Here is a 19664-nt window from a genome sequence, read left to right as displayed (position 1 = left end):
TACCTTTTATCAGTTTTAACCTAGATTAAATAAGGACCGCAGTCGTAGCTATAAAAAATAGAACATAATCGACAATAACGAAGTAAGAAGTTTGATAGGGGACACCAACAAATGAAACTTGCAAAAAGAACACCACAACTAGCATTACTTGCTATCGCCGTCAGTACGGCATTAAGCGCACCGCAACTTGCTGCTCAAGAGACGGAAGTCAAAGAAGAAATCCGACTAGAAAGAATTCAGGTTACCGCTCGAAAGACCAGCGAGAACCTCCAAGAAGTACCACTAGCAGTCACCTCCATTGGTGCAAAAGAGCTCAGTGAAAAGGGGATTGCTCAAATTACTGAGATACAACAATTTTCCCCAAATACAACATTACAAACCAGCCGTGGTACAAACTCTACCTTAACGGCGTTCATTCGTGGCGTAGGTCAGCAAGACCCGCTTTGGGGATATGAACCAGGTGTCGGTATTTATATTGATGACGTATACATTGCTCGCCCACAGGGTGCTGTGCTTGATTTACTTGACGTTGATCGCATCGAAGTTTTGCGTGGCCCTCAAGGCACACTTTATGGAAAAAACACCATAGGTGGTGCGATAAAATATGTGACTAAACCAATGTCAGGCGGCACCGAGTTTAACGCAGAAGCGACTGTGGGTAGCTATTCTCAGCGCGATGTTAAACTTACCGGTCAACTGCCTATTGTTGACGATAAAGTCTATGTTGGATTTGGTTTCGCCGATTTGAGTAGAGACGGCTTTGGTGAATACTTGCAGTCTGCTTTAGCAAATCAAGATCGCGAAAACTACAACAAAGACTTGTGGGCCGCTAGAGTTGACCTTGAATTTCGCCCTGCAGATGATTTATTTATAAAATTAAACTGGGACAAAACACGCGATACGTCTAACGCTAAGGGAGGGTATCGACTTTTACCAAGCTTGTTAACCAATGCGCCTGTGCCAGATTCGGTATACGACTCATACACTAGCTTGCCGACCAGCAACTTGGTTGAGCTTGAAGGGTATAGCCTGATGATCTCTTATGATTACAGTGATGAGCTAGAACTGAAATATATTGCGTCACGCAGAGAAGGTTACTCGCCAACTAATATAGACTTTGATAATACGGCACTCGATATTTTTGATGTACCAGCAGAGTATAAAGATGAGAACAGCACACATGAAATTCAGGCTAATTACAGCACTGATGGTTACTCTCTAGTCAGCGGTATCTATTTGTATGACGGTGAGTCATGCGGTAATTTTGACGCCATTCTTGGCTTCCTCGGTCGAGCCGCGTTCGGCACTCCGGGTTTAACTCGTGAAGTGACCGGCTGCAATAATTCAGAGAGCTGGGCTGCATACACACAAGCAAGTTTCGATATATCTGAAACACTTAGCATGACAGTGGGCGCCCGTTACACTGACGAAGAAAAAACCGCCATTGTAAATAATGGTTTAGTTTTTGCGAACGTTTATCCACAAAGCGGTTGGATCCCTGGTTATGTTCGCCCTGATGGACAATTAGTCCCGACTGTGCTGGGTGATGATGCCAATGGTGATGGTGTATTAGATGGGCCGAAGAGCCAAAGTTGGTCTCGTTTCACACCAAGATTAGGTCTTGAGTATCAAGCGGCAGATAATATTTTACTATTCGCGAGTTACTCACAAGGATTCAAGTCAGGTACATTTAACCCAAGAGCGACGATTAACGAAGACGGTGTTAATCCAGAAATCGTTGATTCACTTGAAGTGGGCATGAAAGCAGACTGGAATGATAGACTGCGGACGAATGTCACCCTGTTCTCGTTCGATCATAAAGACAGACAGTACGTAGGGTTTGGAGAAGGAAATAGTGCAACGGATTTACAGCAAGTGCTACGAAATGTTGCAGAAACATCTGCAACCGGTCTTGAAGCTGAAGTTACCTACGTGGCAACTGATAATTTGACCTTTGATTTAGCCTTGGGTTATATCGACGAAAAAATTGAAGTAAACAATGCAATTCCGCCATTAATTGGTTTGTCTAACACCCCTGAGACGACTGTTAACTTGTCAGCAAACTACTTCTTGGAAACTAACGTTGGTGGCTTTGTGATCAATGCGGGCTATTACTACAGAGGCGATTACCTATTGTTCGAAACCAGTGACCTGCTGGAACAGGACGCTTACGGCATGTTCAATGTGAGTGTTAGCTGGGAAAGCAATGAAGGCGATTGGTACGCAAGTCTGCACGGTAAAAACCTAACAGATGAAGAGTACTTAGTCGGTGGATATGACTTTGTAGGTGTTGGCCCTAATGGCGAATTACTGCCTGGCTTGGGTGGTGATACTACATTAATCGGTTATTATGGCGATCCACGTACAGTTCACTTAACTGTTGGTTACCGCTTCTAAAAAACACATCGATTTATTTGTGTGTCCTATGGGGCTTCGGCCCCTTTTTTGTTTCTTGCACAAAAGTGTGCTTTTGATTACTGTTGTCACGTCTTTATCAATTTCCAATAGCATTACCTATTAGCCACCTATTATGAAAGCACTTATTGCAGACGATCATCCACTCTTTAGAAATGCCCTGAAGCAAGCGCTTGGCGGTGTATTTGGTGAGCAACTGTTTGAATCAGCAGACTTCGAAAGTACCTTGGCAACACTCTCCGCGAACGACGATATCGACCTCATCTTTTTAGATTTAAAGATGCCAGGCAAGTCTGGTTTAACCGGCCTAAGTCAAATACGAGCGGAATTCCCCAACTTATTAATTGTTGTGGTGTCAGCCGAAGAAAGTCCTCGGCTTATTTCTAAAGCGCTGACCTTAGGTGCGAGTGCTTTTATTCCTAAATCGACATCTCTTGATATGATTAATGAAGCGGTTGCTGAAGTACTTGATGGTCGGGAATGGCTACCGAATGAGTTAATGCTGAGTGTGGATGGTGCTTTTGACGAAGAAGAGGCATTGTTAACGCGAATAGAGCAACTCACGCCGCATCAATTAAAAGTACTTGGTTTGATGGCTGACGGTCTGTTAAATAAACAAATTGCCTATGAATTGAATATTTCAGAAAGTACTGTAAAGCAACATGCATCGGCTTGTTTGAAAAAGCTGAACGTAAACAACCGAACTCAAGCTGGTGTTATTTTCAAACAACTCATGGCGCTAGATTAGTCGGCGTTAATAATACGGTTTTTACCTAGTTTTTTCGCTTTGTACATGCTGATGTCTGCCCGCCTGAGGGTATCTTCGAAGTCTTCACTCTCTTTGGCTTTAGCAATGCCGATACTCAAGGTCGTAATGTGGTCAGTATTGCTCTTTAGGTCAACATGGTAGCGCACATTTTTACGTATTTTTTCACTTAAAGACACGGTGCCTTTGGCATCAATATCCATCAATAATATTAAAAATTGCTCTCCACCCCAACGCGCAACCAGATCAGTTTCTCTAACGGTAGACTTAATATACGCAGCGACATCTTTAATGACCTTGTCAGCATCTAAGTGTCCAAGTTGGTCGGTAATTTGTTTAAAGTCGTCGATATCACAAATCATTGCTGTGTAATTGAGTGAACTGGAGCGACGGCGTTCTTTCTGCATCTGTTCTACAAGATCATAAACGAAACGACGATTATAGGTTTCGGTCAACCCGTCTTGATTGGCAAGCTCATATAGCTGTTTTTCAGTCTTTACGTTCTTTGAGCGAGCACTCAGGGTGACCAACACAAACCCTACTGCCGCAAACATAATGTTGCCAATCTGAACATAGCTCGCAAGGGCTTCATACGCGAAGCTGTATTCAATGTGTTCAGCATAAACTTCCAAGAAGCCAAATAAACTAATGATACTGAAGCCAATGATTGAGGATACTTTTGCTGAAAACAGCGGTGACATCATGAGTAGAGCTGCGACAGGCCAAAGGAAGTAATGAAACCCCATGCTTAAGCCCAAAATAAGAGAGACGAGCACCGCATGCACGACAATTTCCATTGCCGATACGATAGTGGCGATGAAGTATCGACCTTGATGGTTTTTATATAAAGCAAAAAGCCAAGTGCTTACGCTCAGTATATTAATGAGCGATAAATAAATAGCACCAATACTTAAGAAAAAGAAAATAAATAAAATGTGTACACTAGCACCTAAGAAACACACATTCCTAAGGGTTAAATACAAACGAACATTTGAGTGGTCTTGACTCAAGTATTGATATCTAGCATCCAAAGGGGTGACTTGCTGCTTACTGCTGATATTAGAACGTGGTGTTGTCACTGAGGTATCTCGTTACCGTTAACTGCTTGTACTCAAATGGCGAAAATCATAGGCCAATGTTGGATTTTCGCCAAGTATACCTGAATAAATTATAGTCACTAAGATTTATTCTGTTTCATACACCAGAGGACAACAGGCCCTAGACTGCTTATTATTTCATTGCTTTGCCAAGTAGTCGCTTCAAAGCGAGCGATTTCACTGGTTTAGGTAAAAACATGATACCTAAATTAGACGCTTCATCTCTAAGCTCGGGGCTTCTATCTGCTGTACTCAGCACAACGATAGAGCGAGCCACTCCGTCGGCATCCTGCCTCGATAGCACGGCTTTGCAGACGTCAATACCATTGTCTGCGTTATCCAAGTGATAATCGGCAATGATAATATCTATGTTGTCCTGATACGCGTCCATAGCGCTAGCGTGATCACGTGCAACAAGTACTCTAGCTCCCCAATCAGTAAATAGGGTTGTCATGGCGGCTTGAATAAGTGGTTCATTTTCTATGAGAAGGACATATTTTCCTTCAAGGAAGGTTTCAACTTGACTTGCTTGATTAAGCGGCGCGGACACTGGGTTTTTGTTCTTGCTTCGTTGGAGTTGAACTTGGAATTGCGTTCCTTTGCCTAGCTCTGAGCGCACTTTGATATCGTGCTCTAATAAGGCACTCATTTTTTCAACGATAGTTAAACCAAGGCCTAAACCTTGATTGTTTTCATGCTTATCTAATTGCTTGAACTCGTCAAAAATAAGACTCTTTTGTTCGTCAGCAATACCTCGTCCTGAATCTAAAACACATATATCAACATTGTTAAGAGAGCGGCGTCTTACACCGACCAGAATCTTTCCGCGGTCGGTATAACGAATCGCATTAGTGATCAGGTTTTGAATGATTCGATTTAGCAAACGTCGATCACTAATCACCCATATATTAGTTGGCACATAATGAATGTTTAATCCTTTTTGGCGAGCCAGCACTTGGTATTCATTCACTAAGTTTTTCAGTAAATCATTTAGGTCTATGGCTTGTTTATGTGGCTTGATTAGTCCTGATTCCAATTTTGTCATATCAAGTAACATGGAGAGTAATTGGTCTGCATTTTCTAGCGCACCCACCAAGCCTTTTGTTAATTCGCTATTTTCAGTATCTTGGATTTTTTGATGCAACATAGATGCAAATAAAGAGGCTGCATTAAAAGGTTGCATTAAATCATGCCCCGCGGCTGCGAGAAACTTGGTTTTACTTGTGCTTGCCATCTCTGCATCGAGTTTAGCAATATTCAATTCTGCTGTTCGTTGTTCCACGCGGTTTTCTAGCTCTTGCTTAGACTCCTGTAATTCACGTTGGATATGAATGTATTCACTAATATCATTGTAGGTAGTCACGAAGCCACCACCAGGCAGAGGACTTCCGACAATTTCGATGACATTACCGTTGGTATTATCACGCAGAAACTTATAGGCGCTGCCTGATTTAATGTGGTCTATTCTACGTTGTATCTGCTCTTTGACACTCAGCCTTTCATCTTCTTTGCCATTCATTAAACCACGCGACGCATTGTATTTGAGCACCTCGATAATAGGCATACCAATTTTTAAAAAGTGTTGAGGGTAATCAAACATATCGACATATTTCTGGTTCCAAGCTATCAATTTCATTTCTTGGTTTATTACACTTATCCCTTGGGGAATATGCGCAACCGAGGATTGCAGTAATTCATGATTAAACTGAAAGCTTTGAGAGGCTTCTTCTACCCAATGACTAAGCTCATGCACATCATCCTTCTTATTAGTCGAAATAGCCGCAAGCAATATCCTCGCGCCCGCGTTACCGATATGAGATGAAAGTAGTCTTTCTGCATGCGCCAAGGTAGAAGGTTCAGCATAACCCAATAAATTCGCATTGGAGCGCTCGATCCTTGAAGAAAATGCAGCGGACAAATTCGCGGGGATCACTTTGTCGATCAATCTTTCAAGTTCATTAGTGACAATTTGATAAGGCGTTTTTGATTGTTGAGAGTCACTTATTAGAAAGGGGTTGTTAATTACCGAGGGGGCTTGGCGATTGAACATCGATACCACTACAAATACTAATATGTTGAAGCCAAATGCTAAGTAAAATCCCTGAGATAACTCACTATCAGTCGGAATTTCATTAAAATAGTAGCTCGATAAAATACTTGGATACAGAATGAAGTAGACCCATAAACCGGCCCCACTGAGAGTGCTTAACAAAGCTGCACTTCTATTTGCTTTACCCCAATACAAACCAATAATTAAAGCAGGAAACATCTGCGCTAGGAGCGATAATGCAATAAAGCCACTTTTAACTAATGGTGCTGTTTGGCTAATGTTTAAGTGATACCAATAGGCAATACTGAACACTAACATTACCGTAAACTGGCGGATCCTCAGAATATTGCTAGGCGCTAAGCTTTTTTTCAGATGCGGTGTGACTTGAGTAGAAAGCCAAAGAGGTGTGACTAAACTGTTCGCAACCATAATGCCTAAAGCTAAAGTCGCTACGATTACCATGCTTGTCGCTCCGGATAAGCCCCCAATGAAAGAGGTGAGTGCGACAAGTTCATTGTCAAAATGAACGGGAATTGATAGGGCAAAACTATCTGTTGAATATTGAGCGGTATCGAGTAGTAAATTACCTGCAAGTGCGATAGGCAGAACAAAAATAGACATCGCTAATAGGAAGAGCGGGAAAAGCCAGCGGGCTAGCACAAGCTCTGTTTCATTATTATTTTCAATAAAATTAATATGAAACTGTCGAGGTAAACAAAACATCGAGCAAATACCCAGTATGACGTGACTTACAAAAATCCAAACAGAAAAGTCTGCCTGCAATATTTCAGTGGTTGCTGGCTCCTTTGCAGCTTGAACGAAAACATCAAAAAAGCCATTGAACAAATAATAACAAACGTAAATGCCGACAATCAGTAAACCTAAGAGTTTCACAATGGACTCGAAGGCGATCGTATACATTAAGCCTGTGTGCTTTTCGGTAAGGTCTAGCGTTCGGGTACCAAATATAATGGCAAACAAAGCCATGAACGCAACGACATAAAAACCAATACTAGGCGCAAAAGCTAGCTTATCTTTGGTAATTAAGCTGAGCATAAGTGTAATAGCATCAAGCTGTAGTGCGATATAGGGGACGACACCAACAAAGCAAATAAGGGTAATAATTCCAGCGATTAAATGACTGTGCTGGTATCGAATGCCGATAAAGTCGGCCAGAGAACTAATATTAAATTGTCGACACAAGCGCGCGACTTTGCACACGACAGGGAAGGCAAACAGCATCACAAGAATAACGCCTAGGTAAGTTGGCACGAATGCCCAACCGAATTGAGAGGCTTGCGTCGTTGTACCGAAAAATGCCCAGGATGTGCAATGTACACCTAGAGCAAGTGAATAAACGATAGGAGAGGGCGACTTTTTGCGATTACCGTAAAACGCAATGGCAAACAACACCCCTAGGTATGAGAGTGTAATAAAGGCGATGGTATAAATCGAAAACAAACAGTGCTCCTGATACAAAAATGTCACTTAACACTGAGTTACTTGACTTCAGCGAATGCCGTTAACTTACCTAACTTTTTAGGAAAACGATATCAGACTTTCGTTATTCCCCGAGTCTGAACTGAATACGGCAGCAAAAAAAGAGAAAAAATGCAGTTATTTTGTTTTTTTTACTTGAAGCTCATAATTCTATCCCCATCTATCCGCCATGCATAAAGTTCGGCCTAGAAAGCGTCTGAACGTAAGACTAAGAAGTATCCGCGGAGAAAGTAATGAGTGAAGACAAAAACAATCCTGAAAACATTGAAGAGCTTAGCGCCGAAGAGCTGACCGAAAATGAGCAAACGATGACTGCTGATGAGCTTGAGCAGAGTATCAACGACGATGACAACATCGCTCGTATCGCTGAGCTTGAGGCTGAGTTGGAGATTGCTAACGGCACTATTGATGGTCAGAAAGATGCAGTGTTGCGTGCCCGCGCAGACATGGAAAACGCCAAGCGCAGAGCCGAACAAGAGGTAGATAAAGCACGTAAGTTTGCTTTAGAAAAATTTGCTAGCGAATTATTGCCGGTATTGGACAACCTTGAGCGTGCAATGCAAGTGGCGGACGCTGAAAATGATGCCATTAAGCCAGTGATTGAGGGTGTTGAACTCACTCTGAAGTCATTCACAAGTACTGTTGAAAAGTTTGGAATGCAGGTGGTTGACCCGCAAGGTGAGTCTTTTAACCCAGAACTTCACCAAGCGATGTCAATGCAAGAGTCTGCCGATTTAGCGCCAAATACCGTAATGGCAGTCATGCAAAAAGGTTACACGCTAAACGGTCGTTTGCTTCGTCCCGCCATGGTTATGGTGTCACGTGCAGCGAGTGATGGCGTAGATACACAAGTGTAAACTTGTAAATTTTTTTAAAACACGTATTGAAAACATGGGTATTAACCCCACTTATTAATGCAAAGAGCATTAACACATTTTTGGAGACACACAAATGGGTAGAATCATTGGTATCGATTTAGGTACAACAAATTCATGTGTCGCAGTATTAGACGGCGACAAAGCAAAAGTTATTGAGAACGCAGAAGGCGATCGTACAACTCCGTCGATTATTGCCTACAGTTCAGAAGGCGAAACCTTAGTAGGTCAGCCTGCGAAACGTCAAGCAGTAACAAACCCTGAAAACACACTATTCGCAATCAAACGTTTGATTGGTCGTCGTTTTGAAGATGAAGAAGTACAGCGTGATATCGATATCATGCCTTTCAAAATCATCAACGCAGATAACGGTGATGCTTGGGTCGAAGCAAACGGCGAGAAAATGGCACCTCCACAGATTTCTGCTGAAGTGCTTAAAAAAATGAAGAAGACAGCCGAAGATTACTTAGGCGAAGAAGTGACAGCTGCCGTTATCACGGTACCTGCTTACTTTAATGATGCTCAGCGTCAAGCAACTAAAGATGCAGGCCGCATCGCAGGTTTAGAAGTGAAGCGCATCATCAACGAACCTACTGCCGCAGCTCTAGCATACGGTATGGACAAGAAAAAAGGCGACAGCGTCGTTGCTGTTTATGACCTTGGTGGTGGTACTTTCGATATTTCAATCATTGAAATTGACGAAGCTGATGGCGAGCACACTTTTGAAGTACTAGCGACGAATGGTGATACTCACCTAGGTGGTGAAGACTTCGATAATCGCATGATCAATTATCTTGTTGAAGAGTTTAAGAAAGACCAAGGTTTCGATTTACGCAAAGATCCTTTAGCTATGCAGCGTCTGAAAGAAGCGGGTGAAAAGGCAAAAATTGAATTATCTTCTGCGCAACAAACAGAAGTGAACTTGCCATACATCACTGCAGATGCGAGTGGTCCTAAGCATTTAGCTATCAAAGTGACGCGCGCGAAGTTAGAATCTTTAGTTGAAGACTTAGTGAAAAAGTCACTACAGCCATTGAAGCAAGCGTTAGCTGATGCTGATTTGTCAGTAAGCGACATCAACGACATTATTTTGGTTGGTGGTCAAACACGTATGCCGCTTGTTCAGAAGTATGTTACTGAATTCTTCGGCAAAGAACCGCGTAAAGACGTTAACCCTGATGAAGCGGTAGCGACTGGTGCAGCCATTCAAGGTGGTGTACTTGCAGGTGACGTGAAAGACGTTTTATTGTTAGACGTAACGCCATTGTCACTGGGCATTGAGACAATGGGTGGCGTAATGACGGCATTGATTGAGAAAAATACCACCGTCCCTACGAAGAAATCTCAGGTGTTCTCAACGGCTGAAGATAATCAAGCTGCGGTAACTGTTCATGTGCTGCAAGGTGAGCGTAAGCAAGCCCAAGGCAACAAGTCTTTAGGTCAGTTTAATCTTGAAGGCATTCGTCCAGCATCTAGAGGTACCCCTCAAATTGAAGTCACCTTCGATATCGATGCTGACGGCATTTTACATGTATCAGCAAAAGATAAAGATACAGGTAAAGAGCAGAAGATTACGATCAAAGCGAACTCAGGCTTGAGTGATGATGAAATCGAGCAAATGGTACAAGATGCAGAAGCGAACAAAGACGCTGACGCTAAGTTTGAAGAACTCGTTCAAGCGAGAAACCAAGCTGATGGCATGATCCATGGCACGAAGACGCAGATTGAAGAAGCTGGTGATGCACTTCCAGAAGAAGATAAAGCGACTATCGAAGCAGCGCTTGAAGCTCTTGAAACCGCGCGTAAGGGCGACGACAAAGCTGAAATCGATGCGAAAGTACAAGCGCTAATGGAAGCATCTACCAAGTTAATGGAAATCGCACAGGCGAAAGCTGCGGCAGAAGGCCAAGGCGCTCCTGAAGGTAACGACGGTGCAGCAGCTCCAGCTGATGATGACGTCGTTGATGCTGAATTTGAAGAAGTGAAAGACGACAAAAAATAAGTCATCTAACGCTTTTCAATAAACATAGGCGCAGCGAGTGAAGACGAGTTGCGCCTTGTTCGTATCAGGTTTAACTGAAAATTTTAGTTAAACCGATGTTTTATAAATGCTTTTTACCCAATGCTTAGATCCATTCAGAATCAGCAAATAGTAATAAAGAGCCTTTATAAAAATAGTTTCATCCATGTAAATAGATTAGATAGCAGGAAACCTTGAATTTATGTCCAAACGAGATTACTACGAAGTATTAGGCGTACCAAAGAGTGCAGATGAGCGCACTATTAAAAAGGCCTATAAAAAGCTCGCCATGAAATACCACCCTGATAGAACTCAGGGCGACAAAGGTATGGAAGAAAAATTCAAAGAGATTCAAGAAGCTCATGAAATTCTAACCGATGACCAAAAGCGTGCAGCCTACGATCAGTACGGACATGCCGGTGTTGATCCAAACCGTGGCGGTGGTCATGGACATGGCGCCGATTTCGGCGATATATTTGGTGACGTATTTGGTGATATTTTTGGTGGTGGTCGCGGTCGTCAATCACGAGCACGTCAGGGCTCTGACTTGCGTTATAATTTGGAAATGTCATTAGAAGAAGCCGTGCGTGGCAAAGAAGTTGAAATTCGAGTGCCAACTTTAGTTGAGTGTGAAGTTTGTCACGGCTCAGGTGCGAAAAAAGGCTCTTCTCCAACAACCTGTCCGACATGTAAGGGCAATGGTCAGGTGCAAATGCGCCAAGGTTTCTTCGCCGTTCAGCAAACGTGTCCAACATGCTCTGGTAAAGGACAAATTATTAGCGATCCTTGTACACCTTGTCGTGGTCAGGGCCGCACAGAAAAAACGAAAACACTGTCGGTTAAAGTGCCTGCAGGCGTCGACACAGGTGATCGTATTCGTTTAACTGGCGAAGGTGAAGCCGGGGAAACAGGTGCACCAGCGGGTGACTTATATGTTCAGGTTCATATTCGTGAGCATGATATTTTTGCCAGAGATGGCAACAACCTATACTGTGAAGTCCCGCTAGGTTTTGCAACAGCGGCACTTGGCGGTGAAATTGAAGTGCCGACCTTAGATGGTAAGGTTAAATTAAAAATTACACCTGAAACTCAAACCGGCAAGATGTTCCGTTTACGAGGCAAAGGCGTTAAGTCTGTTCGAAGCGGAAGTGTCGGCGACCTTATGTGTAAGGTTGTGATAGAGACGCCAGTAAACTTGTCGACTAAACAAAGAGAAATGTTGGAAGAGTTTGATGCCAGCTTAGGTGGTGGTAAACATCGACCAAAGGAACAGGGGTTCTTTGACGGGGTTAAAAAGTTCTTTGACGATTTAACTAAGTAACAATCAAAACACCTAATCAAACGCTTATCTGAAAAGATAGGCGTTTTTTTTACCGACACTATGGAAATGGTCTATTATTTAGTTCGAGCACGTTATAATCTTAATTGCACCCAAGAGTGCAATGTTTCTAATCATTATCAATAGGGAATTATCATGAGAAAAACGCTGTCGGCGATTGCCATCTTAGCCACACTTTTTACAGGTACTGCAATAAGCAAAGAGGCTAGTTCAGAGAAACAAGCGAAAACATCCGCAGAATTTCGCCAAGCTCTTTTACAATTAGTAAGAAGCAACATGGGTCCTCTTGGCGGTATGGCTAAAGGACAAATACCTTATGACGCTGATGCAATGCAAAAATATGGATTACGTATAGAACAACTTGGCATGATGATGCCGGACTATTTCGAAACTGATACTCGCAAATTTAGTATAAAAACAGAAGCTGCAGATGATATCTGGGAGAACATGGCCGACTTTAATGCCAAAGCACAAGATATGGTTGATGCAGCCAAGTCCTTGCAAAGTGTTGCCGCAGCCGGTGATGAAGCTAAATTTCGCGCTGCTATCGGTTCAGTTGGAAGTACTTGTAAAGCTTGTCATGACAAATACAAAACGGACTAAATTGAGTTCTTAGACCAAAGTAGCGTTTGCTTTTACTTTATAATATGTAACAATCTTGTTAACGATGATGGCTTTTTGGGAGAAGTTCAGAATCGTTTCAGTGCTATTGCTACTGAGAGTCTTTACAAGTATGTAACAAGCGCTCCTCTGTACCCTGAGAGAAGCGAAGTAGTAAATGGAAGTTAATAGTGCTTAATCCTAATAAAAAAAATAAAAGGATTGGCTATTATGTCAAAACATGCTTTAAAACAAACAGCGTTGGCGGTGGGATTGACTATTCTATATGGTTTAACAATCTCACAAGCGAACATGTTCTTTTAGACATTACAAACAACAAGTAACTAAAAGTCACTTTTAGAAAATGAACAGCCGAGCAGGCCTTGCTCGGCTGTTTTTTTTGTTCGATGATAAGTCACTAGAACAGTACTTATATTAGTAATAAAACTCGTCACTGGCTTCTGGCGCAAGCACGACCACTATCATATACACCAAGCCTGCAGATAATCCGGCAAATATAAAAGCGCGTAGCCAAAAATTTTGAGTATCAATAGGCTCACTAGATTCATTATTTGAGTCATTTATTTTTTTATAACCGCTGAGCATGCTTTTCACTAAATCTTGCTTCATCTTAAACTTGTAAAAAATCATCGCGCCGATATGCAAGACCAAAAACACCCAAATGGCATTAAACAAGTTGTGATGCAACCAATTCATAATATCTTGAGTAGAGGCTGAAACTGCAGAATAATAGGGGCCAGAGTCAAAAATATCATCACTAACAAACAAACCACTGATAGTTTGAGTGATAAGTGCAGTCAGGACAAAAATAATAGAATACGCGCCCAGAGGATTGTGGCCTAAGCTAGCTTTATAGTGCGAGGTATTTAAAGACTTTGCATAAGTGAGGGCAACAGCAGGCGATACTATAAATGCAGAGAAACGCGCGTAATAAGCACCCATAATCCCCCAAAGTAGTCTGAATATGATGAGTCCCATCATGAAATAACCACCATAGAAGTGCCATTGGATGGCATTGTCTAACACTTCAACCGTTAGATATTGCGATACTAAGGTTGCTACTAACAGCCAATGAAAAATGCGAGTTGGAAAATCCCAAACGTAAACTGTCATATTCCCTCTGTTGTATGAACAAAAAACAATAGTGTAAGGATTCAATCGAACTTGCTCAATCAATTCTTCTATTTAGGTCAATTAATTCAAATTGGCGCTCAAAAAATTGTTCATTTTGTGTTTATTGGGTGTTCACATGCGGTCCTTTCGTGGATAATTGCGTTAATAATACTGTGAGGATAAAGATTTGACTAAAATTGGTGTATTAGGTGCTAATGGAAGAATGGGGCGTGTATTAATTGATGCATGTTATCAACATACCGATGTTTCTCTCGGTTTTGCGAGTGTGCGCAATGGTTCTAGTTTCGTTGGAATTGATGCGGGTGAGTTAGCCGGTATCGCAAAACAATATATTGCAATTTGCGAGAACCAGCACAAGCCCTCTGATATAGCAGATGTAGTCATCGATTTTACACTACCAGAGGCGCTGGCAGATAATTTAGCTTGGTGTGTAAAACACAGTAAACCTATCGTGATCGGCACAACAGGCTTAGACGAAAGTGGCTTAGCCCTAATCGACGAAGCTGCCAAATCCATCCCGATTGTGTTCGCTGCAAACTACAGTGTAGGCGTAAACTTGTTGCTTAGTTTAGCCAAGCAAACTAGCGCAGTTATGGGGCATAACGCTGATATTGAAATCGTTGAAGCTCACCATCGTTTCAAGAAGGATGCGCCTTCAGGAACTGCAATGGCGATTGGCGAAGCGATTGCCGATGAATTAGGTCGCGACCTTAAACAATGTGCTGTTTATGGGCGAGAAGGAGATACCGGCGAGCGGAAGCTTGAAACAATTGGTTTTAGCACGGTAAGAGCTGGAGATATCGTCGGTGAACATACCGCAATATTTGCCGCGATTGGCGAAAGGATTGAGTTAACTCATAAGGCATCTAGCCGATTGACCTTTGCCAACGGTGCTTTGAAAGCCGCGGGCTGGTTAAAGGACAAACCGGCAGGCTTGTATACGATGCAAGAAGTGCTCAATTTAAAGTAAGCCATTAAGAGTGATTAATCTGCTTGTTTTAAGTGTTTAAGCATGAAATCATGCCTAAGTCCGCATTTTTTGATGTTTACTAAGTAAATTTCAGAAAAAAATAGATCAATCGCTCTCGTTCATATATACTCATCGGAATTTGCCACTAATTTGCAATTTCGCGCAGGACGAAAGCACGCACACATGGCAATTTTAGCCGTGGACGCGAGTCAACGTGACTGCATTGAGAATGCAAAACAACGCGAAGAAGCTTCGATAAAGTACAGTTTAATCACTGATTTATCGTATTTTTCGGAAATAATGGTGTTTCGCCGCTATTTCCCTTGTTACCTTTACTTTTAGGAGGTTGACTTGGCTATTTCTGCCCTTTTAGTGCTTGAAGATGGTTCTGTTTTCAACGGTACTTCCATTGGCGCTTCTGGTTACAGTGTTGGAGAAGTTGTCTTTAATACATCCATGACTGGATACCAGGAAATTCTTACTGACCCTTCATACGCCGAACAAATCATCACACTCACTTACCCTCATATAGGTAACACCGGAACAAACTCCGAAGATATTGAATCTGATAAAATCTGGGCCAAAGGCCTTGTCATTAGAGACTTGCCCTTAATTGCTAGCAACTTCCGCAGTGAAAAATCTCTTTCTGACTATTTAAGTGACAATAATATTGTCGCGATTGCAGATATTGATACGCGAAGATTAACTCGGATTTTACGAGACAAGGGTGCTCAACGCGGCTGTATTGTCTCGGCCGATGCGCTGTCACAAAGCGATGCTTTAGAACAAGCGAAAGCATTTCCTGGTTTAAAAGGAATGGATCTCGCAAAAGTCGTTTCACGCACCGAAAAAACACAATGGGTTGATGGTTCATGGGAACTAGGTAAAGGTTATGCGACTAACAAAACCGACTTGCCTTATCACGTTGTCGCTTACGACTTTGGCGCCAAAAGCAACATTTTAAGAATGTTAGTTGACCGAGGTTGCAAGCTAAGCTTAGTACCTGCTGAAACTAGCGCCGACGATGTCCTTGCGCTAAATCCCGATGGTATCTTTTTATCAAACGGCCCTGGCGATCCCGAGCCATGTACTTATGCAATTGAAGCGATAAAAGTATTCTTAGATAAAGGTATTCCAATCTTTGGGATATGTCTCGGTCATCAATTACTTGCATTGGCAAGTGGCGCGAACACTGAAAAGATGAAGTTTGGCCATCATGGCGCAAATCATCCAGTGAAAGACCTGGCTCGAGATGTGGTAATGATCACCAGTCAAAATCATGGTTTTGCCGTACAAGAATCCTCACTACCCGAAAACGTTAAAGTCACTCACGTGTCTTTATTTGATAAGTCATTACAAGGTATTGAACGCACAGATAAACCGGCATTTAGCTTCCAAGGTCACCCAGAAGCGAGCCCAGGTCCTCATGATGCTGCGCCCTTATTCGACAAGTTCATAGACTTAATCGTTCAATCTAAAACTCAAGCTTAACAGTAGGAATAAAGACTATGCCAAAACGTACCGACCTCAAGAGTATCTTAATTCTTGGCGCTGGACCTATTGTTATTGGTCAAGCTTGCGAGTTTGACTATTCTGGTGCTCAAGCGTGTAAAGCCCTAAGAGAAGAGGGTTACCGAGTTATCTTGGTAAACTCTAACCCAGCAACAATAATGACCGATCCTGAGATGGCTGACGCCACATACATAGAGCCAATTCAGTGGGAAGTTGTTCGTAATATTATTGCCAAAGAACGCCCGGATGCAGTATTGCCAACGATGGGCGGTCAAACAGCCCTTAATTGTGCACTCGACTTAAATAAGCATGGTGTTCTCAAAGAGTTCAATGTAGAGCTAATTGGAGCATCGGCGGATGCTATCGATAAAGCCGAAGACCGAGAGCGATTCGATAAAGCAATGAAATCCATTGGGCTAGAATGTCCTCGTGCTGAGATTGCGCATACATTAGAGCAAGCTTACGACGTATCCACCCGCATCGGTTTCCCGTGTATCATTAGACCGTCTTTTACAATGGGCGGCACGGGCGGCGGAATTGCGTATAACAAAGACGAATTCACTGAAATTTGTACTCGCGGCCTTGATTTATCACCCACTTCCGAACTGCTTATTGACGAATCATTAATCGGTTGGAAAGAATACGAGATGGAAGTTGTACGCGATAAAGCGGACAACTGTATCATCGTTTGTACAATTGAAAACTTTGACCCAATGGGCGTGCATACCGGGGATTCAATCACAGTCGCTCCTGCACAAACCTTAACTGATAAAGAGTTTCAGATTATGCGGAATGCCGCTATGGCAGTATTGCGTGAAATCGGCGTTGAAACTGGCGGTTCAAACGTACAGTTCGGCGTGTGTCCAGATACAGGCCGCATGGTCATCATCGAGATGAACCCACGTGTGTCGCGCTCATCAGCACTAGCATCAAAAGCGACTGGCTTCCCAATTGCAAAAATTGCAGCGAAACTGGCAGTTGGCTTTACTTTGGATGAGTTAGCAAATGATATTACTGGCGGCCTAACACCTGCATCCTTCGAACCTGCAATTGACTATGTTGTGACCAAAATACCGCGTTTCAATTTCGAAAAGTTTGCTGGCTCAAACGATAGACTGACCACTCAGATGAAGTCTGTTGGTGAAGTCATGGCGATTGGTCGCAACCAACAAGAGTCTTTACAAAAGGCTTTACGAGGATTGGAAGTCGGTGTGTCTGGTTTGAATCCCATCCTTGATTTGAATGACCCTGAAGCGAAAAATAAACTGATTTATGAATTGCGTGAGCCAGGTGCTGAACGCATTTGGTATATCGGTGATGCTTTTAGAATGGGCATGTCCGTTGAAGAAATATTCGCGTTAACTAACATCGACCGTTGGTACCTTGTACAGCTAGAAGAAATCGTGCAACTCGAGCAATTAATTGAGCGTATCGGCCTGTCAGAAATTGATCAACAATTAATGCGCACGCTGAAGCGTAAGGGTTTTGCAGACGCTAGGATTGCTGAGCTTACGAATGTTGCTGAAAGTGACGTGAGAGATATGCGCAATAAGTTTGATATATTGCCGGTATATAAACGCGTTGATACTTGTGCTGCAGAATTTAGTACTTCAACAGCTTACATGTACAGCACATACGATGAAGAGTGTGAATCACAACCGTCAGATCGCGATAAGATAATGGTCTTAGGTGGCGGTCCAAACAGAATTGGACAAGGTATTGAGTTCGATTATTGTTGTGTACATGCGGCACTTGCCATGCGTGAAGATGGTTACGAAACGATTATGGTTAACTGTAACCCTGAGACTGTTTCTACCGACTACGACACATCTGATAGGCTCTACTTTGAGCCCGTCACCTTAGAAGATGTGCTGGAAATCGTTAGGGTTGAAAAACCAAAAGGGGTCATTGTGCAATATGGCGGACAAACGCCGCTTAAATTGGCTCGCGCACTGAAAGAAAACGGTGTACCGATTATTGGTACGTCTCCTGACGCGATTGACCGAGCAGAAGATCGTGAACGCTTTCAGCATATGGTTAACAAACTAGGTTTGAAGCAGCCAGCGAATGCAACGGTTAGCAATATGGAAGAGGCGCTTGAGAGAGCGACTGAAATTGGCTTTCCATTAGTGGTTCGTCCTTCATATGTTCTTGGTGGCCGTGCCATGGAAATTGTTTATGACCTAAAAGACTTACGTCGTTATTTGAACGAAGCGGTTAAGGTTTCCAATGACAGCCCAGTGCTCTTAGATCGCTTCCTAGATGACGCTATTGAAGTAGACATTGATGCGATTTGTGATGGCAAAGAAGTTGTGATTGGCGGCATCATGGAACACATTGAACAAGCAGGTGTTCACTCGGGTGATTCAGCATGTAGTTTACCTCCGTATACCTTGTCTGAAGAGATTCAAGATGTGATGCGTAAGCAAGTGACCGAAATGGCCTTAGAGCTTGAGGTCGTTGGTTTGATGAATACCCAGTTTGCTATCAAAGACAACGAAGTGTATCTGATTGAGGTAAACCCCAGAGCGGCAAGAACAGTTCCATTTGTGTCTAAAGCGACCGGTGTGCCGCTAGCTAAAGTTGCTGCAAGAGCAATGGCTGGCACTAGTTTAGCTTCTCAAGGCGTGACCAAAGAAATCATACCTCCGTTTTTCTCGGTAAAAGAGGTTGTGCTACCTTTTGCTAAGTTCCAAGGTGTCGATCCTCTCTTAGGCCCTGAAATGCGCTCAACAGGCGAAGTCATGGGTGTAGGTAATGGCTTTGATGAAGCCTATGCTAAAGCGAACTTAGGCGCATCAGCACCATTACCGGTAGAGGGTAAAGTGCTATTGTCAGTTAGAAATAACGACAAACAACGCCTAATAGGTTTGGCTCGGGAAATGATAGAGCAAGGTTTTACTGTCGAAGCGACCAAAGGAACAGCGTCTTTCTTGCGTGATCATGGTGTTGAGTGCGGTATCGTTAATAAGCTATCTGAAGGCCGTCCAAATATCGTAGATGCGATAAAAAATGGTGAGTACTGTTACGTAGTCAACACAACAGAGGGACGCCAAGCGATAACTGACTCAGTCTATATTCGCCGCGAAGCACTGTTAAACAAAATGAGCTATACCACAACACTTAACGCTGCTTTTGCCACAATACGTGCACGAACAGCAGATGCCAAAGTGAATGTAAGCTCTGTTCAAGAATTGCATCAACGTGTGAATGCTTAACAAGATATCGTTTATCTTGATGCGCTATAGCAGATAGCTGTTTTTGACTTTTTCAAAATAGGTTATCATGGCAACTAGAGCTAAAAATGAAAAATGCGCCTTCACTGGCGCATTTTTGTCTATTTTGATACTAATATGAAACTAACC

General features: G+C 42.7%; 12 protein-coding genes. 9 read left to right on the top strand and 3 right to left on the bottom strand.

Annotation, left to right across the window (positions count from 1 at the left end; genetic code table 11):
- The first annotated feature begins 111 nt into the window (after window positions 1–111).
- Entirely contained in the window at window positions 112–2397 is a 2286-nt protein-coding gene (locus tag RM544_RS05020; protein ID WP_311360657.1) for a TonB-dependent receptor, read from the top strand.
- A gap of 133 nt (window positions 2398–2530) precedes the next feature.
- Window positions 2531–3163 (top strand): response regulator, encoded by a 633-nt coding sequence (locus tag RM544_RS05015; protein WP_311360656.1) that lies wholly within the window; start codon window positions 2531–2533, stop codon window positions 3161–3163.
- Here the strand turns inward: RM544_RS05015 and RM544_RS05010 are convergent.
- Complete coding sequence (locus RM544_RS05010; protein ID WP_311360655.1) at window positions 3160–4260, bottom strand: GGDEF domain-containing protein; 1101 nt, start codon at window positions 4258–4260, stop codon at window positions 3160–3162. The two genes, RM544_RS05015 and RM544_RS05010, sit on opposite strands and share 4 nt — an antisense overlap.
- Window positions 4261–4411: 151 nt before the next feature.
- Complete coding sequence (locus RM544_RS05005) at window positions 4412–7789, bottom strand: PAS domain-containing hybrid sensor histidine kinase/response regulator (RefSeq protein WP_311360654.1); 3378 nt, start codon at window positions 7787–7789, stop codon at window positions 4412–4414.
- A gap of 272 nt (window positions 7790–8061) precedes the next feature.
- Here RM544_RS05005 and grpE point away from each other — a divergent pair, with 272 nt between their 5' ends.
- From grpE to RM544_RS04985, 4 genes are all read left to right on the top strand, one after another.
- Window positions 8062–8685 (top strand): nucleotide exchange factor GrpE, encoded by a 624-nt coding sequence (gene grpE / locus RM544_RS05000; RefSeq protein ID WP_311360653.1) that lies wholly within the window; start codon window positions 8062–8064, stop codon window positions 8683–8685.
- 94 nt (window positions 8686–8779) lie between these two features.
- Window positions 8780–10705, top strand: coding sequence for a molecular chaperone DnaK (gene dnaK / locus RM544_RS04995; protein WP_311360652.1), 1926 nt, complete (start codon window positions 8780–8782; stop codon window positions 10703–10705).
- Window positions 10706–10925: 220 nt separating this feature from the next.
- The gene (gene dnaJ / locus RM544_RS04990; protein WP_311360651.1) at window positions 10926–12044 is read left to right on the top strand and encodes a molecular chaperone DnaJ; all 1119 of its coding nucleotides are present in this window, start codon (window positions 10926–10928) and stop codon (window positions 12042–12044) included.
- Between the two features lie 153 nt (window positions 12045–12197).
- Window positions 12198–12665: a c-type cytochrome gene (locus RM544_RS04985; RefSeq protein ID WP_311360650.1), complete on the top strand. Its 468-nt coding sequence runs from the start codon at window positions 12198–12200 to the stop codon at window positions 12663–12665.
- Between the two features lie 432 nt (window positions 12666–13097).
- Here RM544_RS04985 and RM544_RS04980 read toward each other — a convergent pair whose 3' ends face one another.
- Window positions 13098–13796 carry a cytochrome b/b6 domain-containing protein gene (locus tag RM544_RS04980; RefSeq protein WP_311360649.1) on the bottom strand — a complete coding sequence of 233 codons (699 nt, stop codon included), beginning with the start codon at window positions 13794–13796 and terminating at the stop codon, window positions 13098–13100.
- Between the two features lie 187 nt (window positions 13797–13983).
- Between RM544_RS04980 and dapB the strand changes: the two genes are divergently transcribed.
- From dapB to carB, 3 genes are all read left to right on the top strand, one after another.
- Window positions 13984–14787, top strand: coding sequence for a 4-hydroxy-tetrahydrodipicolinate reductase (gene dapB, locus RM544_RS04975; protein WP_311360648.1), 804 nt, complete (start codon window positions 13984–13986; stop codon window positions 14785–14787).
- 351 nt (window positions 14788–15138) lie between these two features.
- Complete coding sequence (gene carA, locus RM544_RS04970; protein ID WP_311360647.1) at window positions 15139–16278, top strand: glutamine-hydrolyzing carbamoyl-phosphate synthase small subunit; 1140 nt, start codon at window positions 15139–15141, stop codon at window positions 16276–16278.
- 17 nt (window positions 16279–16295) lie between these two features.
- A complete protein-coding gene (gene carB, locus RM544_RS04965; RefSeq protein ID WP_311360646.1) occupies window positions 16296–19517 on the top strand; it encodes a carbamoyl-phosphate synthase large subunit in 3222 nt (1073 codons plus the stop codon).
- Window positions 19518–19664: the final 147 nt, after the last annotated feature.

The organism is Brumicola blandensis, from assembly GCF_031846165.1.
Lineage (GTDB): Bacteria > Pseudomonadota > Gammaproteobacteria > Enterobacterales > Alteromonadaceae > Glaciecola > Glaciecola blandensis.
This window is presented reverse-complemented; position numbering and strand designations above follow the sequence as displayed.